The sequence below is a fragment of the Paenibacillus sp. J2L1-98 genome (assembly GCF_056269405.1).
The window spans coordinates 49,129-74,252 of the sequence record NZ_JBWDNW010000001.1; the positions used below are offsets into that span (position 1 = coordinate 49,129).

Sequence of the window (25,124 nt, forward strand, 5' to 3'; positions counted from 1 at the left end):
GTATATTGGCTTGAAAGTGAATGCTCATTCACCTCAAAAGTCAACTTATGATAACAATTATCATTATCATTGTCAACCGGCTTTTCAGCCTGCCCTACCAATCAAGACAAGTCAATCTGCTTTAAGATCTACGCTTCCGTTCGTCTCATGCTCATTCAAGAAATCCTTTATTGTTTGATATAGCGCATCCTTTTCTGTGCTGCGAATATCATGAGCGGAGTGAGCAAACTCTTTAAGCGTTAAATCTTTGAGCGTATGCGTGTATTGTAGTAATTCCTCGTCACTAAGTAATGAGCCTTCTAGCAGACCTCTGATAACCAAAACAGGAAGCGTAAGCTTAGCATGCAGCTGAATGGACGTCGAATCCCGTTGAATCCCTTTTACAGCCTGCTGCCTTATGTATTTATTACGCCCTGTTGGCATCAAATAGTTGTGAATATAATCCTCAGCCCATTGGACCGGCATTTGCTTATGCTCTGCCGGATAGTCCTCTACGATAAGCGAGATTAGCCGATTCTCGTTGGTTTGAGCATATCCCAAAGCATACGAAACTCCTCGCGAGTAACCCATCAAATGAAAACGGTCGATTGCTGACTCTTGAATAACGGCGGACAGATCCGAAACATGATCCGCTAAATCATAGTTTGACCGCGGCGTATCGCTTCTCCCTCTGCCGCGAAACGATAGAGCGATGGCTCTTCGTGGCAGCAGATAGGTTAATAAATCCTCGTATTGTTCAGCCGTTTCCGATAAACCCGGACAAATAATGATAGGTGTAAGCATCTGATCAGCTTCTTGAATGGAATCAAGGTAATGAATATTAACATCTTGATTGACTGCTAAGCCTGACGTGTACATTGGTAACCCCCTTCAACCAGCCGCTTGGCACGATCATCGTTCTCTAGCAATAAAGTAACACTTATCATGATGAGTAAAGCCGATACGCGGATAATAATCAACGGCTGATGGAGCGGAAAGCAGTACAAGCGATACTTCCTCTCCGAGCGTTTGTCTTAACTGCTCAACCAGCGTCTTCCCGATTCCAAGCTTTTGATATTCACGGTCGACAGCTAAATCCGAGAGATAGCAGCAATAAACGTAATCCGTTACAGCGCGGGCAATGCCTACTAATTTATCTCCATCCCAAGCGCTAATGATAATATCTGCGTTATCGATCATTTTTTGCAGCCGCTCCAAATCCTGATAGGGACGTTTAATGCCTGAATTTGCGAAAACGAGCGATAAATCCTCGGCGGACAAGCCTTTACTATTTTGATAGTGAATCAATGCTGTTCCCCCCATTCCAGTTATGCTGCTGTAAGTTTCATCCGTGATGAGATCCTGCTTCCTCAGTCTGTCAGAATATACAATTGCTCGGGATGACTCTGTATAGTTACCTGCATATCTTCCCTCTCAAATTAAAACTAATAGTTCGCCAAGCCGTTCGATGGTATGCAGCGGCTTAGCCGTCAGCCCTTCACGCCAAGGCTGATTCATCTTAATCCAAATAGTGTCAAGTCCCGCGTTAAAGGCTCCCTCGATATCGTTTACAGGATGGTCGCCTACATAAATGCATTGCTCAGGCCGCAGCTGCATACCGGTCAATGCAGCTTCAAAGATGCGGCGATCCGGTTTCTTATATCCCGCTTCCTCAGAAACGAGAATAAAATCGAATTCCGCTCTAATGCCTAATTGATCGATTTTCCCATATTGTATCGCGTTTCTGCCGTTCGTAATAAGCGCCGTTTTGTATTTGTTTCTCGTGTGGCGAATAACCTCCAAAGCCTGATCCATGAGAATAGCGTTTTTCACATAGTGCTCGTTATAATAACTCATAAGTTCATCATGCGCTGGCTTGATAGGCCAAGGCAGCTGATCCAGCAATTCCCGGAACAGCTCCCGCTTGTCCTTGTAGCCGTCAAGGTCTAATTGAATGATAAGTTCTAACATCTGATGATGGGATTCTAAATGACCGAAATAACAGTAAAGTAACGTGGAAGCAAATGACTTAAATGAATTCGTGCGATCAAGCAGCGTATTGTCCAAATCAAAAATAACCGCTTTTATATGCGTTGAAGCCACCTCCTTTATTTCCATGATTATACAACTTAATAGGATTATGGGATAGTCAGTTTTTTAACAAAACATTAGCCGGTCGTTTCAAACCCGGTTGACTTATAGAATTCATGGAATTAGAATTGATGAGCCGCAATATAACCCGTGATCTGACCGAACAGCTCTTCACGTTCCCAAATCACTTTGAAGCCTTTCATTACTGTATCACCCATCGCTTGATCCAGAGTCATCTGAAGCCATTCTTCGCCTGCAACTCCATACTCAGCTTCAATCCCGCTGTCATAGACGATTCTTAAGGAAGTAAGCAGGCCCCACTCCTCCCTCGTTGCTTGCTCCATGAAACAGAACTGAAATTGATGAAGAATAGCATCCAATGTTTTCGTTTTCTTATCTGAAATAATGAGGAAGCTCAAATCCGAGTCTTCTTCATTCTCATCGTCTGCACAAGGACCTACCAACGCAATACCTGCAATATGCGGTTGCTCGCCCGCCCAACTCACAAAATCGTAAAGCAGCTTATAATGATCCGGTCTCATAGCTGTCATTCCTCCAAATACTTGAAATCAATTAACAAAATTTTACCACATGCGGCTGTATATTCGTATAATAAATGTATTAGATTGATAGGGAGGCGCTGACTCATGGCTGGTACTCTATTCAAACGTGGTGTGGGCTGCAAACGGGCAAGAAGCGGGAGGACTGGATCAAACAGGGAGAAGGCGGTTGAGACGATTGTCCGCGATACGACGGTATTAAGCTGATGGCAAATGCGTATCATGCTGCGTATACCAAAAACTAGCCAACAAATGGTTGGCTAGTTAATTGGGTGCATTTATTTATTACTTTATCTTTTGCTTTTGATTGCTGTATGCAACCACTGCTTCATAAGACAGATTTCCGCCAAAAATATCCAGCGCGCTGCCAATCGTAATATCCAGCTTGCCGTTTGACAGCTCATTAAATTGATCCATATCGGCTATCGATCTCGCGCCGCCGGCATAAGTAGTCGGAATGCTCACCCAATCCGCGAGCGCGCTAACGAGGCTTTGCTGAATGCCGCGCTGCTTGCCTTCGACATCCACGGCATGCACAAGAAACTCATCGCAATACTGCTCTAGAAATTGAATATTTTCCTTGTTCACTTCGAAATCGCTGAACTGCTTCCATTGATTCGTCACGACGTACCACTTGCCGTCTTTCTCTTTGCAGCTTAGATCGATAACTAAACGATCCTTCCCAACTTCAGAGACGATATTCGCAAGATGATTCTCATTTAGTTGACCGTCTCTGAAAATATACGACGTTACAATAATATGAGATGCGCCTTTCTCCAAATAAAAGGAAGCATTGTCAGAGGTGATGCCTCCGCCAATCTGCAATCCTCCCGGATATTGCTCGAGAGCACTCACGGCAGCAGCCTCATTGCCGCCGCCAAGCATAATAACGTGTCCGCCCGTTAACGCATCCTTCTTAAAAAGCTCTGCATAGTAGGCTGAATCCTGTTTAGAAACAAAATTTTCTATAATTTCGGCATTTAGCGTTTCTCCAACAATTTGTTTCACTTTTCCATCATGCAAATCGATACAAGGTCTAAACTTCAACTGCATTCCTCTATTCTGTATTTTCTATGTACGAACAACCATATAAGAAAAATAACCTAAAAGGAGTACATAAATCAACTAGGTTATCGAATCTGTTTTACTCCCGCTCCTGTCTCCGCGACGTACCTGTGCAAATAATGCTCTCTTTGTTCAACAATCGTCTCGATATCAGCGGAAACCTCAGTATGAATGATCTTCAACAATTGCCCTTTTACATATACACAATGATGATCGAAGCAATTCGTTTCATTCAGCATCCATGGCAGCGTCTTAGGGATATTGGACACGATGCCAACATTGTTGTCATTCATAATCCAATCGATCTTTTTCCAATCCAACAAGCCTTCTTCGGTTTTGATCGGTGCAGCATACGCAAAACTCTCGGGCACCTCTGCGACATAGGCATACATCCCGCCAAAATCAAAGTCGTCGCCGCTCCATGTAACCAAGCCTTTGAAATGCAGACTATACCTTTTTATCCCTGTTTCTTCCTCCATTTCTCTCATCATCGCTTCGCGCGGCGTTTCCTGCGGTTCTAGCTTGCCGCCAATTCCGTTCCAGCACCCCATCCAGCTTGCCTTTTCCCGATTGAGCAATAAAATTTCATCACCGCGTTTGATAAAGCAAATATTATATTTCAACATGTAAAGAGCTCTCCTATTAGGTAACATTCTCAAAAGAAATTTGTACTCACTGCGAAAATAAGCATTCCTATCACAATTGCAGTAACATGACCTCCGCAAATCAAGGTATCGGAACAACCCTTACATGACTTAATAAGAAGACATCGCTCACTTCTTCAACAAGGCAATAAGCTTCCTCGGCGCTCTAGTCAAATATGCTTCCTGGATGACCCCGACTAATTCATGCCACAGTACATTCCGATCAAGCCTTACACCAACCCAGCCGAGATGCCCGACATAGGCAGGCCTAAAATATATGTCCGGATTCGCTTCAACCAGTTGAGCTTGCATGTCCGGGGGCGCTGCACACCACAAAGCGATTTTACCGTCGTTGTGATGGTTCACATGATATTGCAGGAAAGATTTTTTTCCATTCACAAAAAAGGTAGGGGCACCGTGGCTGATTCGTTCGCTAGTCCCTGGAAAGGATAAGCATAATGCTCTAATTTGATCAAGTACTTCGCTGGATGCATAACTTTTTGCGATTTCATCTTGCTCCACGTTCCTGCACCTCCAACCGTTCAAATCGTCTTAGAAATATTTTACCACAGAGCCGGTTTTGCTGAGTAAATTAATTCTAAAGGTATAAACACACAGCAAAAAAGACAAAGAAAATGAATTCTTTGTCTCTTCACGTCCATTCATATATTAAAAATCAAAGTTATCCGGGTCCGGGCCCACTCTGTGGTTCTCATTCAGGCTGCTGATGCGTTCCATATCTTCAAGTGTCAGCTCAAAATCAAAAACCTCGGAATTGGCGATAATTCTCGCTTCTTTGGTCGATTTCGGAATGGTGACCACGCCGTTTTGCAAATCCCATCGAAGAATGATCTGAGCAACCGATTTATTATAGTTTGCAGCAATCTCCTGCAGGAGTGCGTTATCGAACAGCTGTCCTTGCATCAACGGCGCCCAGGCTTCCAGTTGAATACCCATTTGCTTGCAATAGTCTCGCAATTCCAGCTGTGTTAAACGAGGATGATATTCAACCTGATTAACCATAGGTTTGATTTCTGCATCCTTCATTAACTCTTCCAGATGATGAATTTGAAAATTGCTTACGCCAATCGCCTTTACTCTTCCTTGTTTATAAAGCGTTTCTAAAGCACGCCAAGCTTCTTTGAATTTCCCTTCTACCGGCCAATGAATGAGATACAGGTCAAGATAATCTAAACCCAGCTTCGTTAAGCTCGTTTCATAGGCTGCAAGCGTCGATTCATATCCTAAATCGGCATTCCATACTTTTGACGTAACAAACAGTTCTGCTCGATCGACGGCTGCATCCTTCAATCCTTGCCCAATGCCTCGGCCTACGCCCGCTTCATTCTCATAAATAGCGGCTGTGTCGATGCTGCGATATCCATGCTTAATGGCAGTCGATACCGCATTTTCCAGCTCGGCGCCTTCCTCCACTTTAAATACGCCTAGTCCGAACCAAGGCATTTTCACTCCGTTATGCAAAGTTGTCGCTGCTTGTAAATGGTTAAACATCTATTATTCCTCCTATATGGACATATAAAATAAAGCGCTAAGTATTACCGCATCGGTATTTCGAAGGTAACGCCAAGAGCGTATATCGTAAAGGTTAAACGATAATATAAGATCATTACAATCGAGTGTAGCTGTTATCGGCCGATGAATGTTATTATCGTTTATGCACGGAGAAATGACTAGTACGTACTTTGAAGTACTATAGGTACTTAAAAGTACCTGTGAACCTTGAAAATAACATTCTCAATAAATAAAAAAGAATTTCCAATTTGCCGGGCTGGCAGCTTGGAAATTCTTTTTTTTATTTCATCCTATACTTATTTATTTTCATAAGTGTAGCCTGGATATTTAACGACTGGCCATTTCTCTTTGCGCAGCGAATCAAGGAGCTCCGGTCCTACATGCAAATTATCCCGAACCAAATCACGCGGCGTTAAAGCCATCCACTGATTTAATGAAACGTCGACAAACCGGTCGCTCTTGAACATTTCCAAAAACCAAAGCGTTTGATTGCCGGTATTTTGAATATAGTGCCCAAACGCAAATGGGACATAACCTACATCTCCAGCTCGATAATCAAACGTACGAGCTACCCCGTTTCCGGCAAATACAGTCATACGGCCTTGGCCGGCAAGATAATATTGCCACTCATCGTTGTTGGGATGCCAATGGAGCTCTCTCATTCCCCCAGGCTCTACCTCAACCAGTGCGGCAGCGACTGTTTTGGAAATAGGAAAATTAGATGAGTCCACAATTCGAACGCTTCCCCCGGGTGTTTTGAACGGAGGCTGTGCAAGCAAGCGATGCGTAAAGCTTAACGGTATTGTGCCATAAGGAGACTGTACCTTCTGACTCTCCAGCGAACCCGGCACCGCATCTTGAAAAATATAAACCTGATCGTTCGGAATTTGACTAAAAGCACTTTCCGGCACCCCAAAATTGGCAGAAAGCACCTCCTTTGGCGTATGTGCAAACCAATCCGATATCGATAGGGTGTTTAGATCCGAGAAGCTGCCGTCATCGAAGACGAGTAAAAATTCGCAGCCGCCCTCAAGCCCTTGAATGGAATGTGGTATGCCTGCTGGAAAATACCAAAGATCCCCCTCTCCAACATCAGCGATAAAATTTCGGCCGGCTTGATCCACAGAGGTAATTCGTGCCTTGCCTAAAAGCATATACGCCCATTCCGCTTGTTGATGCCAATGCAATTCCCGAACACCGCCAGCCGTCAATCTCATGTTTACGCCCGCAAGCGTCGTTGCAATAGGGAAATCCCGGACGGTTATCTCACGCGACCAGCCTCCCTGATTTAACTGCATATGCGTATCTGAAAATGAGAACTTCATATTAGGAAGTAAACCCGCATCCGTAACGGGCGGAACGAGCATATCAGGATTCTCTTTATCACGCATTATATCGCGAGGGCCTAAATCGGTAGCTCCCGCACCATCGCTCATTCTAATTGGCTGCGGGACAACATTTGAGCTAGCTTGATCCCGAGGCGAATTATCCATCATTCTCCTCCTCATAAATCGAATGAGCTGACAATAGATTTCAAGACCTATACAGTTTATGATTGGAAACAGAACATTATGATGCTAAATCCATTAAAGGTATGCTTTGCACCGTACAAGGGGATATTGCAACAAGAGGGGGAATTTTGGATGACAAAGCATATAGCCGCAATCCTATCGCTTTTTATTATGATGTCACAAATCATTAGCTGCGGTAATAGTGCGGTCCCGATAAAGACGGCTCCGTCCGCAAGTCCGGCTATTCGCCCGAGCTCACCACCCGCGGTCTCGCCGAGCGTAGAACCAACCGAAACGACTGATCCTATTAAAGAGCAAATATCTGCCATGACTTTAGATGATAAAATAGGTCAAATGGTGCTGTTTGGTTTAGATGGCACTACTATGGGAGCCAAAACGAAAGAAATGATCGAAAAGTATCGGGTTGGCGGATTTATTTTGTACAAAGATAATATTACAGGCGCTTCGCAGACAGTAAAGCTTCTTAACCAATTGAAAGCCGCCAATCATGCGAAAGCTGCACCGCTTTGGTTAAGCATTGATCAGGAAGGAGGGAAAGTCAGCCGCATGCCCGCCGAATTTAAACAGCTTCCGCCTGCAGCAGACGTCGGTCGAGCAAACGATTTGGATTACACGCATCAAATTGGCAAAACGCTCGGCGTAGAAGTGCGTTCACTTGGCTTTAATATGGATTTTGCGCCTGTTTTAGATATTAACAGTAATCCTAATAATCCTGTTATCGGCAGCAGGTCCTTTGGTTCGAATCCCAAAACCGTCATAATTCACGGCATAGAAACGATGAAAGCAATACAAACGACACATGTCGCGGCAGTTGTCAAGCATTTTCCGGGTCATGGCGATACGACGGTCGACTCTCATCTCGATTTGCCTGTCGTTAATAAAACCTTAAAAGAACTAGAAGAATTCGAGCTGCTTCCGTTCGTCGAAGCCGTTCATCAGGGTGCAGACGCCATAATGATTGCCCATTTATTAATACCGCAAGTGGATGACAAATATCCGGCCTCGCTGTCCAAAAATCTGATTTCGAATCTGCTGCGCGGCCATCTGAGCTATGAGGGTGTCATTATTACAGATGATATGACCATGGGCGGAATAACAAAGCATTACAACATCGGCGAAGCAGCTGTCAAATCCATTCTAGCCGGCAGTGATATTATACTTGTCGGGCATGAACATGATAAGCAATTGGCTGTGCTTAAAGCGCTAAAAAAGAGCGCGCAAGCGGGAGTAATTACGGAGGATATGTTGGATCAGAGCGTCTATCGCATTTTAAGCTTAAAATCGAAATATCAGCTTAAAGATAGCGCTATACAATCCGTTGATGTGAAAGCCGTCAACAGGCAAATCGGAGCTGCATTAGATTCGAAGAACAAACGGAAAGATTAGCAACGACCGCATACCAAACAGGGCTCAGACCTCATATAGAGATCTGAGCCTTGTTTCATTCTCTTACTTTCCATTCAGCCGCTTACAAGCCAAGGATATGGTAACCTGCATCTACATGAAGAACCTCTCCCGTTATCCCTCTGGATAAATGACTCAATAGGAACATTGTGGCATCGCCCACTTCCTCCTGGTCGATATTGCGGCGCAGCGGGGCTCTTTCTTCAATCGTGGACATAATATCATTAAAGCCAGAGACGCCTTTTGCGGCGAGCGTGCGGATTGGTCCTGCTGAAACCGCATTTACGCGAATGCCGTATTTCCCCAAATCCTCGGCCAAATACATCACGCTTGCTTCCAGCGCTGCCTTCGCTACCCCCATTACATTATAATTTTTGACGACCCGCTCCGCGCCAATATAGGTTTGAGTGACGATGCTGCCGCCTTCCGTCATCAACTTCTTCGCTTCACGCGCAACGGCTACCAGGGAATACGAGCTTGAGTTCTGTGCCAGCATATAACCATCTCTTGTCGTATCGACATATTCTCCCTGCAGCTCATCCTTCTCGGCAAAAGCAACCGAATGCACCACACCGTGAATAACGCCCGAGGTTTTCCCAATTTCATTAAAAGCTGCTGTTATGCTGCTATCGTCGAGCACGTCACAGGATACCGTCTGCAGCGCTTCAATTTGATGCTGCTCTAATAGCTTGTTCAGCTTATCTAATGATCTTTCCTTACGGTAGGTGAAAATAAGTTTAGCTCCTTGTTGATGAAGTGATTTTGCCACTCCCCATGCAATGCTTCGATCATTCGCTACACCCATAATAACGATTACTTTGTTTTGCATTAAGTTAGACATGATGCTCCTCCTAGTTGGTTCATAAATCATAAGAATCGTATATGTTTAACCAGCGTGAGTACGCGGTCATACGCTTTTTTTATCGGACCTCTATAATCCGGCGACAAGCTGATGTTTGACATCGAAGCGATTCGCTCCACATTATCTTGAATAGTCGTATGATCCGTATCCAGATGATGCCGAAAAGTTTCTTCCGACAAACCTGCAACACAACGCTCTATTTGCTGCTCCGCCCATGAGTGGCTCCGCTCGCCTCTGCCTCGAAGTCTCTTCTTTAATGCAGCTTCTGATGCACACAAAGCAAAGTGATGAACAACGACACCATCATACCTCAAGCGACCGACAATTTCATCAAAATATTGCGGATTTACAATCGTCATAGGCGCGATGATCAAACCGTCATAGGCTTCGTCGAGATGCTTAAGCATAACATAATTAAACTCACGCCACATCGGATAGTTTTGAAAATCACCCTGTTGGATCGATTCCGGTACATTTTTTCTTATAAAATATCCAGCATTCTCTGGATCATATACGTATGAGTTTGCGGACCTTCTATGCAGTTCATATGCCGTCTGCGTTTTTCCCGCTCCAAAAGCACCATTAATCCATACGATCACGATTGTCACCCCGATACCAATCATATCACAGAGTCTCATTCATCATTAATGAGGGTGTAATATGGAGCGACGGAAAAAGCAATTTACGGCATTGCAACGAAACAAATACAGCCAGCCTCTCAAGGGGGCAGGCTGTATTTGTTTAAAGGCTTTAATTGGATGGAATAATTCGAATATCCTTATCCAAATTGGCAAGCATCATGTAATTGCGATTGAAAGTAAAGATGCGTTTTACCTGATAATAGGACATGATAACAGCAGTGAATGCTTCGCTGAGCGAGAAACGGAGCTCGGGCCTGTCTATAAGCAGTCTGCGCGATTCCCTCTCAAATTCGGGGCCGCTGGAGATGACCTCCAGTTTGCCTTTACTCACTGCCTTATCCATTGCATTCAGAAAATATTCCGCCTGCTGATAGCTGTATTCATTGCAAAGCCATTCGTGAAGATCAAATATAATGGAGTTGGTCGTCACGTAATTACGTTCAAGATCATGCAAATCCAGAAACAGGGAACGGGCTTTCACATAGCGGGGATCTTCAGGGTTCATTAAAGCGGCTAAAGCCGTTTCATCCAGAAAAACGGTATCCTGAATGTTCAAGTAGTTATCCATATGTTGGCACTCCTTAATTCTCTAGTTTGCAAATACCATCCAAATACAGAAGCGGGTTATCTTCCTTTTGATCCACTGAGATGGGGGTTGATTCGTATGGGACGCTTGCCAGGTATTGGACAATGATTCCATTGACGATTGCTTGTACGGTCGTATGCTGCATATCGGCAATTACTTTCAGTTCAGCATAATATTGCGGATTGAGTTCTATAACGCCTTCTTCTTGTTCTTCACTTCTTGAGGAAATGAATTCGGAAGCGGTAGACTTCGCTTTTTCGATGAAACGTTTGTAATTATTCACCATCGTGATACACTCCTTATGTATAGCTTATATAAGGATTCGTCGGAATTTGTCGATTTGAGGGGGTAATTTTGGGTGGAAATCTAGATTCTGACTTCCTGCAAGGTGATGGGCGGCTTGTGAAAATAAATTACCAATATTATGGTCACCCTTGAATTCTGGAATTCAGCATCTCCAAATAGTGGGAATTGCACATAATACCCAGCACGTTACCAAATGGATCAGTGACGGAAGCCGTGATGAATCCCTCCCCACGGTGAACGAGCGGTTCGTACTCTTCCGCTCCCATGGCTTTCAAATTGTTAAGCGCAGCTTCTATATCATCAACATGCCAATACATGATGGCACCACCGGGACCAGCCGTTCCACGCGCAGGAGCAAAACGGCGATCGATCAGCCCCAGTTCGTGCTGGTAATCTCCAAGTCGAAACTCGGCATAAACCAGTTGACCATCTGGTCCTGAGCGTTCGAAGTAAGGCGCACTGCCCAGCAGCTCCGAGTACCACGCCTTTGCCGCCTCCATATCATCCGCCCAATAACTGATAGTCGCAAAACCTCGTAATGGTTGTATGTTGCTCATACTCAATCTCCTCCTAAGATAATTTTAGTACTGGTTTCTATTTCGTTTATAAGCAACCGTTACTGACAAAGGTATGTCTAGAGTTGGATATAGAAACCACTCGTTAAAGGGCGGCCTTTTGTTCTATATTCCGTATAATACGGGGCGTTGCTCCATAAAAGAAATGAACCAATTTGTTCATTTGTTCCACAAAATCTTCACTATCGGGAGGGCCTATATTCACTGCTGTTTTTTGACCGTTGTATACTTCATTGAATAATGGGATTTCACGATTGTATTGCTCTTTAATATAATCTCTATGAAGTTCACTCATTGCAATAATTATATCGAACTCTTTAAAGTGCTTTTCATCAAAAAGTGTTCTTTTGAAGCCAGTGGTGTCTATATTCAATTCATTCATTATTTTAAAATGAATATTTGAATACTTGCTAATATCACTATTAGCTCTTATCCCAGCGGAAGCAACATTAATTGAAGTTTTATTATTTCTACGGAGAGAATCCTTCATACAAAATTCAGCTATTACGCTTCGAGTAAAATTATCGGTACATACAAACATAATATTCATTAAAACCAACTCCATTCCAATAGCCATTTTATGGAATTATAGCAAATGAAACAGGAAGATTACCATCAATATTTTCGATTAGTTATTCAACTAATCTGCCCATTAGCCACACATGCGGCGCAAGTGCCGCGCCATAGAAATTGTACTATTGAGAATACGATAGCCTCCCACGGCAATGTAAGCAAGTTCTTGTCATGAGCGTTTGATAAGAACTTGCTTACATAAAATAAAAAGCCGCTTAATAAGCGGATTACGATGTATGTATTTTCTTGTCATCCTACAACACCTGACCGCTTATGACTTAATGTCAAAATTATTAGTTGAACCGTTCCTTATCTTCCCAAAGAAACGGTTCTTTTTTTTCTTTACAGATATTTCTCAAAATCAACTTTTTATGGATATCACGGTGGTTGAATTATTGGAACTGAAATTTCTAGCCTGCTAGCTTCTTACCTTTAGCTTGTTCTGATATCCGATTACGGGAATGTAAGACGACGGTGTCCTTCATGGTTCCGCCGTCTTATATGCCGTTCTTCCGTTATCCCCAAGCGGCCAGCTCCATCTCGAAATCAGTCGTGAAATCTGGGCTGATCGGCGTGACCCGCACATTCACGTTAGCCTTCCAGATGTTGATTGAGACGTCGGGTGATGCGCCCTCGTAGACGTACAGTCCCTTGGCCTGCTGCTGTACCGGCTCCAGCTTCGCCTTCCAGATGCCACGATGGCCGTCGGAGCCGACCGCCTCCACGCGGACGTCCTTGTGCCAGATAGCGCCAAGTTGAATTTCGGCACGGAAGGCCGTCTTGTTCAGCCCGATCCTGCTGCTATGGTCGGCTAGAATGTCCGCTTTCCTGACGCAGACGCCGGACCAGTTGTCGCGGATGAATTGCTTGTATGCGGCAACCCTTGATGCAACCTCGAAATTGTCAGCGGCGAACAGCTTCCCCCTTTCGGTCGTGGGGACATACAACTTGTGCCAGTAATCGCTTACCATTCTGTGGGTGTTGAAGACGGGCGCGATTGAGCAGATCGACTCTTTCATCAGGTTGACCCATTCCGTCGGGACCGCGCGATCACCCCTCTTGTAGAACAGCGGAATAATCTCTTCCTCGAGCAGCCGGTAAAGCGCTTCGCTATCCTGCTGCGCCTGGTACTCGAAGTCGCCGTCCGTCGCGCCTTCGATGGCCCAGCCGTTCCGCCCGTTGTAGCCTTCCACCCACCAGCCGTCCAGTACGCTGCAGTTGATTACGCCGTTCATGGCCGCCTTTTGCCCACTTGTACCGCTCGCTTCCATCGGCTTCACGGGCGTGTTGAGCCAAACGTCGACGCCTTGGACCAGCTTCTTCGCCTTATCCATCGCATAGTTTTCCACGATGTAAACCCAGCCCTTGAACCTTTCCTCCCGGGATAGCTCCACTATTCTGCGGATCAGTTCCTGTCCCGGTCCGTCCGCTGGATGCGCCTTTCCCGCGAAAACCAGGCACACGGGGCGCTCCGGATTGCCCAGAATGTGCGCGAGCCTCTCTAGGTCGCGGAAGATGAGAAGTGCCCGCTTATACGACGCAAAGCGTCTGGCGAATCCTACGATCAGCGGTCCTCCACCGGACGAGGCAAGCGGCAGGCCCAACTCACGGACCATCTCAGATTTCGCCCGCTGATGCTCCTCCCACAGCTCAATGAGCGGGATATCCCGAACAGCAGCCCATACGTCAGGTTCTGCAGTGCGGACGGCCCAGTCGGACGGGAGGTGCCGGTCGAACAGCTCCTTCATGCCGGTGGACAGCCAAGTCCCGATATGGATGCCGTTCGTGACCGAATCGACTGGAATATCCTGTCTCGGAATATGCGGCATCCACCTGTGGAACAGGTCCTGGGTCACCACGCCATGCAGCTTGCTCACCCCGTTCACCTTCGACGACGTGCTGACAGCAAGCCGTGTCATGTTGAACGCGTCGCCCACTCGGCCGAGTGACAGCACCCGCTCCCTGTCCGTCCCGAGCTGCCAGTAATAGTCGCCGAAATAACGGTCCATCATGTCGATGGAGAAGACGTCATGCCCGGCCGGAACCGGTGTGTGCGTCGTAAATACGGTGCTCGCCTTGACCGCTTCGAGTGCCGTCTCAAACAGCACTCCTTCGGCGGACAGCATGCGGATGCGCTCGAGCGTCAGGAACGCTGGGTGCCCTTCGTTCATATGCCAGACGTCCGGACGGATGCCCAGTGCAGCAAGCAGTCTCGCACCGCCGATGCCGAGGATTATCTCCTGGCTTATGCGGACGTCATGGTCGCTCGGATAGAGTGTGTCGGTCAAGCGGCGGTCCGCATCGCTATTCGATTCAACGTCGGTATTGAGCAGGTACAGCGTAACTGAGCCCACCTGTACGGACCACGCTTTCGCATATACCTGCCTGCCGCCCATCATCACGTCGACGACGAGAGGCCGCCCTTCGGCATCCCGCACGAGACGAACCGGGTAGAAGCTCGCTTCTGGGTCGATATTGGGATACAGATGCTGCTGAGAGCCGCCCTCGTTGATGCGCTGCTGGAAGTAACCCTTACCGTAAAATATGCCTACGCCCGTAAGCGGAACATTCATGTCTGCGGCTGCCTTGATATGGTCGCCTGCCAATATGCCAAGGCCGCCCGAGTAAATCGGTAAAGATTCGTCAAGTCCGAACTCTGCCGAGAAATACACTACACCGCCATTTGACATCATCCCACCTCATTTTCACAAAAAATTGCGCTTCGTCTTGTAAGCGCCTGACTCAATGCCTCTATACTATATGCCGGTTTGTGGTACACGTGCCGATGGCAAGCGGGAGCCACGGTATGGTAAACCCCGCAGGCCGCATCAACCGCGGTCCTAGGGATCCCCTGGTTCTATTCTTATTTCCGCCATCACCGGAAAATGATTACTCGGGAACCAGTTCTGTGATAGAGCATCTTGAGCGGACTGACGTCGAAGTTTATCGGCAATCGGGGGATCTTTTGCGGGGGATTAGCGTAAGTACGCCAAAACTGAGCTCTCTCCAATTCGATTAATGTAATCGTGGTAAAACTCAGTTAGAGGTAATTCCCACTAAAATTTAATCCATATAGGGAGTATTAGAAAAATTATCGTAACAATCACGCTTATAGCAAGCATAAACTCGCCAATCTTATTACTCATTACCGCCCCAAAATCATTTACGTACTTTTTTTTGGAAACCAGTACTGCCGCTAACCAGAACGGTATTGAAGCTAAAAAAGTATAATGAAAACCATCAGTTCCGTTTGAGTATATATCTAGTCCGATTATTTTAAAAAGAGAATGGCTTACAATCAAATCATTCCCAAAATTCCAGTTTATTAAGAATCCCGAAAGCAGAAGTACTAAAGAAAACGACCCATAACCAAAACGTTTCTTTATTGCCAAAATGCATCATCCCTTCGGCAAAGTTTTTATCCATATGATACCATATAAACCATATGAAGATAATCATTCTGGAAAGGGTACCCTGTCAGGTGCTAGTACTTTCTGCACTTTTCTGCCCGTTACTACATTCAAATTCCTATTCACCACGATGTTGAAATGACCGGATTATTTTCATATTCCTTGCCAAAACTAAATTGGGGTTTCCATTGGACAGAAAACATTAGCGGTCGGTTTTTTCGTTGTTGCATTGATTGTTGTCTTATTGGTCTAATTCATGAAAATATGAAATACGAATGAAGAATATGAAGACAAGGAATCGAGGTCGGTGAGGATGAAAATCGTCGTCGTATCTGATACGCATATGCCCAGAATGAACAAGAAACTGCCGGATCGGTTGCTTCGCGAGTTAAAAACGGCAAAAGCTATCATTCATGCAGGTGATTGGACGAACCTTTCCGTGTACGAGGCCTTGGTCGCATTCGCTCCGGTCTACGGTGTCGCAGGAAACAATGATGGAGCAGACATTATTCGCAAGTTTGGATTGCGGAGGCAATTAGAGCTCGAGGGTGTAAGAATCGGTATCGTTCATGGACATGGCGATGGGAAAAGAATAAATACGGAAGCGCGTGCGTTAGAAGCCTTCAAGAATGTTCATTTGAATGCGCTGATCTATGGCCATTCCCATATTCCAGTGCTTAAGCGTTCAGATGGCCTGCTGGTATTTAATCCAGGGTCACCAACGGATAAGAGGAAACAGCCCATGTATTCGTTCGGTATTTTTCAACTTGCTGGTGGAACAGTATCTGCCAAACATATCTTTTACAATGACAAATCGTAGGATTTGAATGATCCAGCTGTTTCACCCCTTCTTATTACATTAACGAAAAAAGAAGCATTTTGTTTCGCATAACTGCCCGTTACTTCAATGAAAAAGCAGACTGCCGCTGCAATCTGCTTCTTTCCAATATCGTTCCTCATTAGTGTGATGCAGGTGAGAAAATTTTAATGTATCAACGCGGCCTACACCTTCAGATAAACATCAATTACAGAATCAGCCATTCAATTATTTTATCATGCACATTTTCAACTTTTTAGTTTGCCTGTATTAAAGAAAATTTAACATTAATATTAATTAAAAAACTATATATTTGGTTATAAAGGGTTTTATTACATAATGATTAGGAAAGTATTAATATGTTTAGAATCTATTTCTCAAATCTTTATATTATTATATAAACTGAATAGAAGTAATAATGCTGACTGTCCCTGCATTTATATCCAGATTCTAGGCAATGACAAATAAGCTGACATCCTTTATATTATGAATTGTGAACGAGATGCTGAAACATCAAGTTCATTTCATAACCTTTGTTACTCCTCCGGTGTTTGAGAGTCACCAGAGGAACCTTGGCCCCAGCTTTACGAGCTGGGGTTCTTTTTTTCAAAAATGAATGCTTAGCCTACCAGTATTATCAATCATGACCGAATTCCTGAAGAACATCGATTCATTTCATAACCTTTTTTACTCCGCGGTGTGAGAGGCACCAGCACATTGGCCTAAGCTTTATTTTTCCTGCTAAATTGGGTCCATGAATTATATCGGTTTTATTCTAATAAAAATGAATAGGCTTAGCCGAAATTTTTAAATAAAGTTTACCTGCCATCTAGCCATTTCATACATTTTATAAAACGTAACTTAAGGCGAAATTGTTTCACACTTGATTGATTTTTTTCGAAAAAAATTATAAAAGTAAAAATTCGTTGACTGGATCACAGTAACAAGGCGTGCTTCACTCTATTTCCAGTTGTCTTACATAGGCGATATAGTCCGTATTGACCGGAGCTTCACCAGCCTGACTGAGGAGCGCTGCAATCTGTCCGCGGTGATAGCTGCCATGAAGTAAAACATGGGTCAGTATGTCGTTTATCGTTGTGTTAAAAACAATTCCCTTACTGTTTTGATAAGAGATTACTTTAGAGAAATCAGCATCCTTAAGCTGTGAAAGCAAGGTCTGGTAACCGATTTTATTTTGTTCCCTTACATGCTCGCATTGCTCAAGCGTATATTCTGGCCAAATGAATAATGCTGCAGCATTCTCGCCATTAATCCGCGTAAGCCACACCTTCTCCGCAGCGAGTATATGGGCAAGCAGACTTAAAGGCTTTTCGATGGAACTTTTGCTTACTTGCAATGCTTTATTAATCTGATGATTCGCCCAATCGGTATGATCAAAGCTTTTGAGCTTCGGAACCGTATAAGGCTTATCGATCGAAACAATGTGCAAAGGTATTTGGGCGAGAGAGGATAACTTGATCTCCACCTGCTGCTCCGGTACTAATCGTTCTAAAATTTCAGGAACGGCAATTTTAATCTTTTTTACCTTTCCGTCCGATCGTAGTACGTAAATGACATTGCCATATTTACTGATCAATCTGGCTTGGATAACATTATGATTAATATTGATTAGATCAACTATTAAAATAATGAACAGGGCTAGCATAATAATCCCGGTTAAAAAGTATAAGAAGCCTAGAGCCTCCGGACCGTCATTCATATATAGGTTTATAAACTGGAATACGTCGCTCATAATAAATAAGAAACTCGATATTAGTGCTAAACGAAACGTCCTTGAAGGTTTAAGATTCATCGCCGTAGCCCCCATTCCTAGGTAATCTGCTTCATTGTTATTGCATGCTATAACGGCTGGGCATTTCGAAAACGAATGATAGAATAGTCGAGCGTGGATGTGATAATACGGTCTCTTAGCGGATATAGATTCGGAGTAAATCTTAATTCGACCGCATTCTCTACAATTTGCCCAATAAGATCACTGACACGCTCGACCCTCAGAGGTTCAACCTCATCATAAGAAATGTAGTAGCCGGCTGTGCTTGCTTCATCCAACAATTTAAAGCTGTCCTCAGCAAATGTATATCTATATAGCTGAGTGTTGCGGATGCGGTTAAGCCAATCATTTTCTACAACGATTATTTTATTCACGGTGCTGTCAGAAAAAAAACGTTGAATATCCTCCTCGCTGCTCCAGTCTGCTTTCCAGTAAATGACCCGCGGACAATTTCTTGGAAAATAGTAATGCACCGCTTTCTCCTCATGAATCGCGAATACGACCGGCTGCAAATGCGGGTATGCTTTTTGCGGCCTTGGACTAAACCGTTTGATAGCAGATTCCTCGCTAAAGTGATAGAGCATGATTATAATAGCCCCCTCATTTTCTCTATATTCCGAACGACCTTTTTCACCGGTTTATGCAGCCATTAGCCTTCCTCGAACAATTTCCCTATTGCGGTTCAATAGAGATCAATTTCGGTTTCTCCCATTCCCGGTGCTCGTATTTAATCCAATATTGTCTATTCACTTCAATTAATTTATAAATGCCCTCTGGTATTTGAACAGTTTCGCGGTTTCCGCTTAAATCCTGTATCAGGATTTCATTTTCTTTTACCTCATTCACTTTTACCAGTGCTGTAGTTAAAGTTGTAGTGGAATTCCATCGAAATAAAGCGAACAGCAGGATGACCATGCCGATAAAAAGGAGTATTTTATTCTTCTTTTTCATATAGACCTCCATATTATCCGTGTCCATTCAATATTCATTTTTTCCTTTATAAGCCAAGCAGCTGCTTGTTAAAAATGGAGTCAGCTCAATTGAGCATCTCCTTAATGACTTCAATGCTTTTGGCCGCCCGATTATTTAATGACCTCTTGTCTTTCAAATGAAATTCGTTCAGCTCATGGCCCGGGTCGATAATTAACGGTTTGGAAATTATATCCTCAAGAATAAGCGCAGTTACTTTATAAGCATGGTGAAGCTGCTCGGTGGTACATTTATTGCTTACCAGCTTAATAATCGCGATGATGTTCTCAGCATACATGAGCTTGACGATGCTGTCTGACGACATGACATGCCTGGAAGTGAATGAAATAACGTTGTCCAGAATTCGGCTGTCCGGATAGTTTTTAGCTACGGACAATAGACCGATAACGGCATCCCAGCTCCTAATGGAAAGCTCGCCGGTATATTTTGCAATCAAGTCCTCGATCCATTCTGACTCTTCTTCCTTGGAAATGTTATAACTCTTATATTCCTCCAGCTTTCCATCACGATGCATTTGAAAGTAGTTCCCGTAATACGAGGTAAAAAGCTCTTTTGCTCTTGGTATGGTGTGATCCATTTTATCGCCGCCTTGATCTACTTTTTGTCATTCATGTTGTTTCCTCAAAATAACGATGTAATCCCTAAGTCATTCACTGATCGCTTATGACTGCTTCAAATCGTTTGCACAAATCATTTATGTCAGCAAGTCTTGCTAGCTGACCGATCCACCCCTCTGGGATATCATCGATGCCATAATAAAGTCCAGCTAGTCCACCTGTAACCGCACCTGTCGTATCCGTATCCTCGCCCAAGTTCACTGCCCGAAGCACAGCCTCGCTATAGCTTCGAGTTGTCAGCAAACTCCATATGCCCGCTTCCAACGTGTGTACGACATAACCAGATGAATGAATATCGTCAACCGCAAGCAGACGAATATCTTCTTTAAGTATACGGTCAAACCGCCTAATATTTTTTTCATCCTCGTCTATAAAGGCATTGGTAACCGTTTCTCTCATTTTCATAACGCTTTCCTCCAAACTCAAGCCATCCATTAAATGAATCGCAAGCTCAACATAAATAACACAAGCGATTATAGATACTCGATGACGATGGGTGAGAGAGGAAACCTGTGTAACCATCGCTAACCGATCCTCGAAAGACTCTTCTTTTAACAAATAAGCCAGCGGCAAAATACGCATTAACGATCCATTTCCATTACTATACTCATCTGTTCCACCTGCAAAATCAGGCCGGATACAGAGGTCTTGATACTTATCAATCGCTTCTGCCGTAGCTGTACCCACGTCAAACGTAAACCCGTGAGGCGTCCAATAGCCGTTATTCAACCATTTGGTAAACTTGTCGGCCAGATCATGCAGATCAATTTGAGGGAATTGAACAACGCTTTCCATTAAACAAAAAACTAACGAACTGTCATCCGACCATGTGCCCGCTGGCTGCAAATGCGAGCCGTAACCAATCATATCCGTCAATGGTTTTCCCTTCAGATCCTCGCGTGTTTCGAACTCAACAGGAACGCCAAGCGCATCTCCAACGCATAAGCCAATTATGCCATCACGTACTTTAGTCATCTGCAGATAACCTCCATTTTGGCGTGAAATCTTTTTTCGTTCCTCTAGTATAACAACGCCGAATTCATTAAGAAACAAAATCCAAGCCATGGATTGTTATGCTTAACTCGGACGTGTCTCGAAAAGCGTGAACAAAGAAAGGCTTCACGTCTAATCATAGACGTAAAGCCTCCCCCAGTTGACTACCTTAATGCGATTATGATACACGCAGGCCCAGTGCTGCAAATTCACTTTCAAATCTCGCAATCATCGATTTTTTCTCATCTTCTTCCAAAAAGGCCGCTTTCACGCCGTTCATAATGATTCTAGCGATCTCGTCCAGCGTGATGCCGCAATGCTCGATCAGCTGCTCATATTCCTTCTGTAACGACGTGTCGGAGACGGTCATATTGTCCGTATTTACGGTAACGATGATGCCTTGCTCCAAATAGCGACGTAACGGATAGGAATCCCAGTCCGAAACGGCTTTCGTCTGGATGTTGCTGACCGGGCACATCTCTAGCGGTATTTGCCGTTCCTTTACTAGCGCAACAACCTCGGGATCCTCCAGCATCCGTACACCATGACCGATTCGCACTGCGCCAAGATCTGTGATGGCTACATGCACATTTTCCGCACCTGCGGCTTCTCCCGCATGAATCGTAATCGGCAAGCCTAGCGTCTGAGCCTCTCCGAACAGCTGAAGAAACAGCTGCGCAGGAAACGAAGCCTCATCCCCGGCCAAATCGACTGCAACGACACCTTTTTTATAAAATCGCGCCGCTTCTTCAACAACGTCCTTATTCCATGGATACGAATGGCTTCGCAAACAAATAATGATCGCTCTCGCTACTGTTCCGAACGCCTGCTCGCCGCGCTTCAAGCCCTCTACGACATGATGGATAACCTCGTGTATCGTTAAACCCTGCAGGCGATGCAGCTGAGGCGCGAATCGCACTTCAATATAGTTCACCCGCTCCTTAGCAGCTTGCTCAACCACCTCGAATGCGACTCTTTCTAACGCCGCTCCCGTTTGCAAATAAGGCAAAACAAAGCTGAATTTACTTAAATACTCCTTCAAGCTCTCACAATGCTCTCCGACTTGCATATGAGCAAGCAGCTCATCTTGCGAAGCTATAGACAAAGGGCTTCCTTGTTCTCTAGCGAGCTCCAATAACGTTTCCGGTTTCACACTTCCGTCCAGATGCACATGCAAATCGATCTTTGGCAGCTGCGACAATAACGCCTTAACTGCTGCCGATTGTTCATTGACTAACTTCATCGCCAAATCTCCTCTCGTAATATATCTATTCATACACCTCCGCTAAAGCTTATATACATCCATATGCACGTCTAGCTCCCGCGATACGTGCTGTACCCGCCGGGAGCAACCAATAACGGAACATGATAATGCGACGCCGGGTCTCGAACCTGGAAACGGATCGGAATCAGATCAAATAAGCTATTTGAGAGGGCTGCCAAATGCTCCGTTCGCCTGAAAAATTCGCCAGCCGCGAATATAAGCTCATACACACCCGGATGAACGTCTTCACCCTCAAGCAATGGCTGATCAACTCGCCCGTCATCATTCGTCAGATACGCACCTAGCAGCCTCGGCACTTGCACATCTTCCGCATTTCCAGCTTTCTCCCCCAGATACCAAAGCTCGATTGCTATGCCGACAACCGGTTTACCGCCGGCAAGATCAAGAACATGAGTCGTGATCCGTCCGCTCATGGGGATTCCGTCCCTTCCTCCAAATCAGCTCTTGTGAGTGTAAAGCCTTGGAAGCCGTAAGGAGGACGCGGCTCCGTGTAAACACCGGCTGCTGCGGAATGGTCCGGCTCTACTACCGTCTCCCATGTACGGTTGTTTGATTCGAAGCGGATCTCGGCCAGCTGCGGAAAGCTCGTTAAGATGCTTTTCCCGATTCGATAGATCAAATATTGGATAGACGGCGAATTCGCCGAATGAAACAATGTATGAGCAAGATCATGAACCTGCTCGGAAGGAACATAACGGCCTCGCTCGCTGTCAAATGCATCCTCTGCGTCCTCATACGTCCAAAAGATATCTAAAAATATAAATAAAGGCCGATCAAAGCTTTCAGGCAAAGTCGTATATTCATCGCGGACGAAGCCATAGAAGGAGCTGCCGCTAACCTTAATAAGCTGAATTTGCGACAAGGCGCTTTCTTGCTCGGCAAGTGCTGCTCCATCAGCGGTACGGAACCATTTTTGAGAGGCGCTGGCATGCTCGTTATGCGATCTGCGAAATACGAGCTGGCTATCGCTCCAGCCGCTTCCTTCCGCTAAAGTGACGGCATTGAACGGCAGCCGGTCAGCGCTAATTTCAATGGCATCGATATGCGGATAACGCTCAAGAAACCGTTCGCTGATGAAGGCAAGAAGCCCCTCCGTCGTACTTCCTTCATAATTCGCCGTTTGGCGCAAAATAAAATTTTTCATGGAGTCCGTAGCTACGACCTGCGTATTATCCCCTTCCGTGAAGGAGGTCAGCAGCACCTCGCTGCTCACCGAAAAGGTAATGTTATGAGCAAAAATAACGTTTGTATCACCCTTATATTGCGATTCCGGTATCGATTTGACGGAGAGCGGAGCCGCATATGTCCGATAGCTCAGCACATCCCCTTTACCATAATAAAGCGTACGTCCGCTGCGTAATTTTAACATGATGCTTCTTCCTTTCTCTACTCTATTATGAGATCTCTTAATCGAAAGCCGGTTATTTTTTCGATTTCTAGCAGTGCCTGCTCCGCTTCTTCACTAGCCGTGTTCCATATTCTTGCTTTCATCGCTTCCAATATATCCTCCTTCTTCTTCCCTCGCACTGCTAAAATAAAAGGAAAACCGAAGGTCCTCAAATACGTTTGATTCAAACTGTAAAAACTCTCATATTCTTCAGGCGTCAGCTGATTCAGGCCAGCGCCTTGCTGCTCCTGCGCGGAATATTCAGCGACTGCAAGCCGCGTACCGAGATCGGGATGAGCACGGAATAAGTCGACGATCGTCTCCACCCTTGACTCGCGGACGACATTGATCATGGCTGTATGCAGAGCGTCAACTGAAGTGAATGGACGGGCTCCATAGGCCGAAACGGCTACCCACGGCGAATGCTCAAAAATGTCACCCAAAATCTCGACGAATTGCTCACGGCTGCTTTCATTTATCTTTTCAATCGTTATCTTCATCTCCAATACCCCTCATGAGCCGCAACCGCCGCCTCCTCAACCTCTGGGAACGGACCGATTACTTGAATTGGCTTGCGGCCCTGCATAAATACGTTGCGGCAGGGCAAATCCAGCGTCGGGTTTTGTTCATCGTCACCTGTAAGCTGGGCTAGGCGCTTCTCCGAAATGCCATAAACGACTGTGCCTACATTTCCCCAATAGATTGAGCCTGCGCACATCGCACAGGGTTCCGCCGTCGTATAAAGCGTAAAATGCCAAAGCTCATCTCTACCGTACCGTTTTGACGCTTCCTCCATCAGCGTTCTTTCCGCATGCCCGGTACAGTTCGATTCCGTAATCTCCACATTGCCCTGCTCAAGCACGATCTTGCCATCCGGGCTCACAAGTATTGCTCCAAAGGGTGTATTCCCTGCTTCTCTGGCCTTTCGCGACACTTCAATACTGCGTAATAAATAAAATAAATGCTTATCCTTATCGGTCATATCGCAGGACGCCTCCCTTCAATCGCTCGCTTAACCGCACGCCATATTCCGCCATAGCCGGTGCAGCGGCATATATTTCCGGACAATGCCTCAGCTATTTCATCCTCCGATGGATTTGGATTTTCATCCAGCATCGCTTTAACGGAAATGACCATGCCCGGCGTGCAATAGCCGCATTGAAAGCCGCCTTCCTCCAGAAATGCCTGCTGGATCGGATCCATCCCGCTTACCGCTACGCCTTCGATCGTCGTGATTTGTTTTCCAGAGCATTGATAGGCCATCGCTAAGCAGGAATTGACGGCCTTTCCGTCGATCAGCACCATACATGCGCCGCATCGTCCGACTTCACAAGAACGCTTCGTCCCGGTAAGCGCCAGATCCTCCCGCAAAATCGTGAGCAATCTGGTGGAGGGTGCCGCCTCGATCGTTTTTTCTCCTCCATTAATGAAACAATGCAGCGCAAACGGCGTATGAGATTCCGCACCCTTATCACTCATTCC

The 25,124-nt window shown here is 45.2% G+C and carries 30 protein-coding genes; 2 read left to right on the plus strand and 28 right to left on the minus strand.

Features of this window, described 5'->3' with window-relative positions; translation table 11 throughout:
* Positions 1-111: 111 nt before the first annotated feature.
* From AC0YNZ_RS00235 to AC0YNZ_RS00275, 9 genes are all read right to left on the minus strand, one after another.
* A complete protein-coding gene (locus tag AC0YNZ_RS00235; RefSeq protein WP_475824754.1) occupies positions 112-858 on the minus strand; it encodes an alpha/beta fold hydrolase in 747 nt (248 codons plus the stop codon).
* 33 nt (positions 859-891) lie between these two features.
* Positions 892-1,287, minus strand: a complete 396-nt coding sequence (locus tag AC0YNZ_RS00240; RefSeq protein ID WP_475824755.1) for a GNAT family N-acetyltransferase — start codon at positions 1,285-1,287, stop codon at positions 892-894.
* Between the two features lie 126 nt (positions 1,288-1,413).
* On the minus strand, positions 1,414-2,097 hold the full coding sequence (locus AC0YNZ_RS00245) for an HAD family hydrolase (protein ID WP_475824756.1): 684 nt from the start codon (positions 2,095-2,097) through the stop codon (positions 1,414-1,416).
* A gap of 95 nt (positions 2,098-2,192) precedes the next feature.
* On the minus strand, positions 2,193-2,612 hold the full coding sequence (locus tag AC0YNZ_RS00250; protein WP_475824757.1) for a hypothetical protein: 420 nt from the start codon (positions 2,610-2,612) through the stop codon (positions 2,193-2,195).
* Between the two features lie 303 nt (positions 2,613-2,915).
* Complete coding sequence (hisA, locus tag AC0YNZ_RS00255) at positions 2,916-3,677, minus strand: phosphoribosylformimino-5-aminoimidazole carboxamide ribotide isomerase (protein ID WP_475824758.1); 762 nt, start codon at positions 3,675-3,677, stop codon at positions 2,916-2,918.
* An 83-nt stretch (positions 3,678-3,760) separates the two neighbouring features.
* Complete coding sequence (locus AC0YNZ_RS00260) at positions 3,761-4,321, minus strand: NUDIX hydrolase (protein ID WP_475824759.1); 561 nt, start codon at positions 4,319-4,321, stop codon at positions 3,761-3,763.
* Positions 4,322-4,468: 147 nt separating this feature from the next.
* Complete coding sequence (locus AC0YNZ_RS00265; RefSeq protein ID WP_475824760.1) at positions 4,469-4,861, minus strand: MmcQ/YjbR family DNA-binding protein; 393 nt, start codon at positions 4,859-4,861, stop codon at positions 4,469-4,471.
* A 147-nt stretch (positions 4,862-5,008) separates the two neighbouring features.
* Entirely contained in the window at positions 5,009-5,851 is an 843-nt protein-coding gene (locus AC0YNZ_RS00270; RefSeq protein ID WP_475824761.1) for an aldo/keto reductase, read from the minus strand.
* Between the two features lie 317 nt (positions 5,852-6,168).
* On the minus strand, positions 6,169-7,365 hold the full coding sequence (locus AC0YNZ_RS00275) for an oxalate decarboxylase family bicupin (protein ID WP_475824762.1): 1,197 nt from the start codon (positions 7,363-7,365) through the stop codon (positions 6,169-6,171).
* A 150-nt stretch (positions 7,366-7,515) separates the two neighbouring features.
* Here AC0YNZ_RS00275 and nagZ point away from each other — a divergent pair, with 150 nt between their 5' ends.
* On the plus strand, positions 7,516-8,790 hold the full coding sequence (gene nagZ, locus AC0YNZ_RS00280; RefSeq protein ID WP_475824763.1) for a beta-N-acetylhexosaminidase: 1,275 nt from the start codon (positions 7,516-7,518) through the stop codon (positions 8,788-8,790).
* 82 nt (positions 8,791-8,872) lie between these two features.
* On the opposite strand, the gene fabI is transcribed toward nagZ, so the two are convergent.
* From fabI to AC0YNZ_RS00320, 8 genes are all read right to left on the minus strand, one after another.
* Positions 8,873-9,649: an enoyl-ACP reductase FabI gene (gene fabI, locus AC0YNZ_RS00285; protein WP_475824764.1), complete on the minus strand. Its 777-nt coding sequence runs from the start codon at positions 9,647-9,649 to the stop codon at positions 8,873-8,875.
* A 26-nt stretch (positions 9,650-9,675) separates the two neighbouring features.
* Complete coding sequence (locus tag AC0YNZ_RS00290; protein WP_475825468.1) at positions 9,676-10,269, minus strand: AAA family ATPase; 594 nt, start codon at positions 10,267-10,269, stop codon at positions 9,676-9,678.
* Between the two features lie 151 nt (positions 10,270-10,420).
* On the minus strand, positions 10,421-10,879 hold the full coding sequence (locus tag AC0YNZ_RS00295; RefSeq protein ID WP_475824765.1) for a type II toxin-antitoxin system VapC family toxin: 459 nt from the start codon (positions 10,877-10,879) through the stop codon (positions 10,421-10,423).
* A gap of 13 nt (positions 10,880-10,892) precedes the next feature.
* On the minus strand, positions 10,893-11,183 hold the full coding sequence (locus AC0YNZ_RS00300; protein ID WP_475824766.1) for a hypothetical protein: 291 nt from the start codon (positions 11,181-11,183) through the stop codon (positions 10,893-10,895).
* 142 nt (positions 11,184-11,325) lie between these two features.
* Positions 11,326-11,760, minus strand: a complete 435-nt coding sequence (locus AC0YNZ_RS00305; RefSeq protein ID WP_475824767.1) for a VOC family protein — start codon at positions 11,758-11,760, stop codon at positions 11,326-11,328.
* 103 nt (positions 11,761-11,863) lie between these two features.
* Positions 11,864-12,328: an arsenate reductase/protein-tyrosine-phosphatase family protein gene (locus AC0YNZ_RS00310; protein ID WP_475824768.1), complete on the minus strand. Its 465-nt coding sequence runs from the start codon at positions 12,326-12,328 to the stop codon at positions 11,864-11,866.
* 538 nt (positions 12,329-12,866) lie between these two features.
* Complete coding sequence (gene glgP / locus AC0YNZ_RS00315; RefSeq protein ID WP_475824769.1) at positions 12,867-15,041, minus strand: alpha-glucan family phosphorylase; 2,175 nt, start codon at positions 15,039-15,041, stop codon at positions 12,867-12,869.
* A 366-nt stretch (positions 15,042-15,407) separates the two neighbouring features.
* Complete coding sequence (locus AC0YNZ_RS00320; RefSeq protein WP_475824770.1) at positions 15,408-15,743, minus strand: hypothetical protein; 336 nt, start codon at positions 15,741-15,743, stop codon at positions 15,408-15,410.
* A 331-nt stretch (positions 15,744-16,074) separates the two neighbouring features.
* On the opposite strand from AC0YNZ_RS00320, the gene AC0YNZ_RS00325 reads away from it, so the two are divergent.
* Positions 16,075-16,581: a metallophosphoesterase family protein gene (locus tag AC0YNZ_RS00325; RefSeq protein WP_475825469.1), complete on the plus strand. Its 507-nt coding sequence runs from the start codon at positions 16,075-16,077 to the stop codon at positions 16,579-16,581.
* A 952-nt stretch (positions 16,582-17,533) separates the two neighbouring features.
* Here AC0YNZ_RS00325 and AC0YNZ_RS00330 read toward each other — a convergent pair.
* The 11 genes from AC0YNZ_RS00330 to AC0YNZ_RS00380 all read right to left on the minus strand — a co-directional run bounded on the left by AC0YNZ_RS00330 (position 17,534) and on the right by AC0YNZ_RS00380 (position 25,121).
* Positions 17,534-18,391, minus strand: a complete 858-nt coding sequence (locus AC0YNZ_RS00330) for a DinB family protein (protein ID WP_475824771.1) — start codon at positions 18,389-18,391, stop codon at positions 17,534-17,536.
* Between the two features lie 47 nt (positions 18,392-18,438).
* Positions 18,439-18,954 carry a DUF6886 family protein gene (locus AC0YNZ_RS00335; protein WP_475824772.1) on the minus strand — a complete coding sequence of 172 codons (516 nt, stop codon included), beginning with the start codon at positions 18,952-18,954 and terminating at the stop codon, positions 18,439-18,441.
* Between the two features lie 88 nt (positions 18,955-19,042).
* On the minus strand, positions 19,043-19,321 hold the full coding sequence (locus AC0YNZ_RS00340) for a hypothetical protein (protein ID WP_475824773.1): 279 nt from the start codon (positions 19,319-19,321) through the stop codon (positions 19,043-19,045).
* 85 nt (positions 19,322-19,406) lie between these two features.
* Entirely contained in the window at positions 19,407-19,937 is a 531-nt protein-coding gene (locus tag AC0YNZ_RS00345) for a hypothetical protein (protein ID WP_475824774.1), read from the minus strand.
* Positions 19,938-20,010: 73 nt separating this feature from the next.
* The gene (locus AC0YNZ_RS00350; RefSeq protein ID WP_475824775.1) at positions 20,011-20,952 is read right to left on the minus strand and encodes an ADP-ribosylglycohydrolase family protein; all 942 of its coding nucleotides are present in this window, start codon (positions 20,950-20,952) and stop codon (positions 20,011-20,013) included.
* A 196-nt stretch (positions 20,953-21,148) separates the two neighbouring features.
* Complete coding sequence (gene add / locus AC0YNZ_RS00355; RefSeq protein ID WP_475824776.1) at positions 21,149-22,213, minus strand: adenosine deaminase; 1,065 nt, start codon at positions 22,211-22,213, stop codon at positions 21,149-21,151.
* A gap of 71 nt (positions 22,214-22,284) precedes the next feature.
* Complete coding sequence (gene uraH, locus AC0YNZ_RS00360) at positions 22,285-22,668, minus strand: hydroxyisourate hydrolase (protein ID WP_475824777.1); 384 nt, start codon at positions 22,666-22,668, stop codon at positions 22,285-22,287.
* A complete protein-coding gene (gene pucL / locus AC0YNZ_RS00365; RefSeq protein ID WP_475824778.1) occupies positions 22,665-23,624 on the minus strand; it encodes a factor-independent urate hydroxylase in 960 nt (319 codons plus the stop codon). The genes uraH and pucL overlap by 4 nt, the downstream gene beginning before the upstream one ends.
* A 17-nt stretch (positions 23,625-23,641) precedes the next feature.
* Positions 23,642-24,142, minus strand: a complete 501-nt coding sequence (uraD, locus tag AC0YNZ_RS00370) for a 2-oxo-4-hydroxy-4-carboxy-5-ureidoimidazoline decarboxylase (RefSeq protein ID WP_475824779.1) — start codon at positions 24,140-24,142, stop codon at positions 23,642-23,644.
* Positions 24,139-24,624, minus strand: coding sequence for a nucleoside deaminase (locus AC0YNZ_RS00375; protein WP_475824780.1), 486 nt, complete (start codon positions 24,622-24,624; stop codon positions 24,139-24,141). Before AC0YNZ_RS00375 ends, uraD begins: the two co-directional genes overlap by 4 nt.
* Complete coding sequence (locus tag AC0YNZ_RS00380) at positions 24,621-25,121, minus strand: (2Fe-2S)-binding protein (protein ID WP_475824781.1); 501 nt, start codon at positions 25,119-25,121, stop codon at positions 24,621-24,623. The genes AC0YNZ_RS00375 and AC0YNZ_RS00380 overlap by 4 nt, the downstream gene beginning before the upstream one ends.
* Between the last annotated feature and the right edge of the window lie 3 nt (positions 25,122-25,124).

Bases quoted from the DNA above. Each gene is read 5' to 3' on its own strand.
- AC0YNZ_RS00270 (WP_475824761.1), bottom strand. From the start codon at position 5,851: ATGTTTAACCATTTACAAGCAGCGACAACTTTGCATAACGGAGTGAAA.
- AC0YNZ_RS00340 (WP_475824773.1), bottom strand. From the start codon at position 19,321: ATGAAAAAGAAGAATAAAATACTCCTTTTTATCGGCATGGTCATCCTG.
- AC0YNZ_RS00295 (WP_475824765.1), bottom strand. From the start codon at position 10,879: ATGGATAACTACTTGAACATTCAGGATACCGTTTTTCTGGATGAAACG.
- nagZ (WP_475824763.1), top strand. From the start codon at position 7,516: ATGACAAAGCATATAGCCGCAATCCTATCGCTTTTTATTATGATGTCA.
- AC0YNZ_RS00330 (WP_475824771.1), bottom strand. From the start codon at position 18,391: ATGAATCTTAAACCTTCAAGGACGTTTCGTTTAGCACTAATATCGAGT.
- AC0YNZ_RS00310 (WP_475824768.1), bottom strand. From the start codon at position 12,328: ATGAATATTATGTTTGTATGTACCGATAATTTTACTCGAAGCGTAATA.
- AC0YNZ_RS00250 (WP_475824757.1), bottom strand. From the start codon at position 2,612: ATGAGACCGGATCATTATAAGCTGCTTTACGATTTTGTGAGTTGGGCG.
- AC0YNZ_RS00380 (WP_475824781.1), bottom strand. From the start codon at position 25,121: ATGAGTGATAAGGGTGCGGAATCTCATACGCCGTTTGCGCTGCATTGT.
- AC0YNZ_RS00345 (WP_475824774.1), bottom strand. From the start codon at position 19,937: ATGGATCACACCATACCAAGAGCAAAAGAGCTTTTTACCTCGTATTAC.
- AC0YNZ_RS00335 (WP_475824772.1), bottom strand. From the start codon at position 18,954: ATGCTCTATCACTTTAGCGAGGAATCTGCTATCAAACGGTTTAGTCCA.
- fabI (WP_475824764.1), bottom strand. From the start codon at position 9,649: ATGTCTAACTTAATGCAAAACAAAGTAATCGTTATTATGGGTGTAGCG.
- AC0YNZ_RS00375 (WP_475824780.1), bottom strand. From the start codon at position 24,624: ATGACCGATAAGGATAAGCATTTATTTTATTTATTACGCAGTATTGAA.
- AC0YNZ_RS00305 (WP_475824767.1), bottom strand. From the start codon at position 11,760: ATGAGCAACATACAACCATTACGAGGTTTTGCGACTATCAGTTATTGG.
- AC0YNZ_RS00275 (WP_475824762.1), bottom strand. From the start codon at position 7,365: ATGGATAATTCGCCTCGGGATCAAGCTAGCTCAAATGTTGTCCCGCAG.
- uraD (WP_475824779.1), bottom strand. From the start codon at position 24,142: ATGAAGATAACGATTGAAAAGATAAATGAAAGCAGCCGTGAGCAATTC.
- AC0YNZ_RS00350 (WP_475824775.1), bottom strand. From the start codon at position 20,952: ATGACTAAAGTACGTGATGGCATAATTGGCTTATGCGTTGGAGATGCG.
- uraH (WP_475824777.1), bottom strand. From the start codon at position 22,668: ATGAGCGGACGGATCACGACTCATGTTCTTGATCTTGCCGGCGGTAAA.
- add (WP_475824776.1), bottom strand. From the start codon at position 22,213: ATGAAGTTAGTCAATGAACAATCGGCAGCAGTTAAGGCGTTATTGTCG.
- AC0YNZ_RS00235 (WP_475824754.1), bottom strand. From the start codon at position 858: ATGTACACGTCAGGCTTAGCAGTCAATCAAGATGTTAATATTCATTAC.
- AC0YNZ_RS00245 (WP_475824756.1), bottom strand. From the start codon at position 2,097: ATGGAAATAAAGGAGGTGGCTTCAACGCATATAAAAGCGGTTATTTTT.
- AC0YNZ_RS00260 (WP_475824759.1), bottom strand. From the start codon at position 4,321: ATGTTGAAATATAATATTTGCTTTATCAAACGCGGTGATGAAATTTTA.
- AC0YNZ_RS00325 (WP_475825469.1), top strand. From the start codon at position 16,075: ATGAAAATCGTCGTCGTATCTGATACGCATATGCCCAGAATGAACAAG.
- pucL (WP_475824778.1), bottom strand. From the start codon at position 23,624: ATGTTAAAATTACGCAGCGGACGTACGCTTTATTATGGTAAAGGGGAT.
- AC0YNZ_RS00300 (WP_475824766.1), bottom strand. From the start codon at position 11,183: ATGGTGAATAATTACAAACGTTTCATCGAAAAAGCGAAGTCTACCGCT.
- glgP (WP_475824769.1), bottom strand. From the start codon at position 15,041: ATGTCAAATGGCGGTGTAGTGTATTTCTCGGCAGAGTTCGGACTTGAC.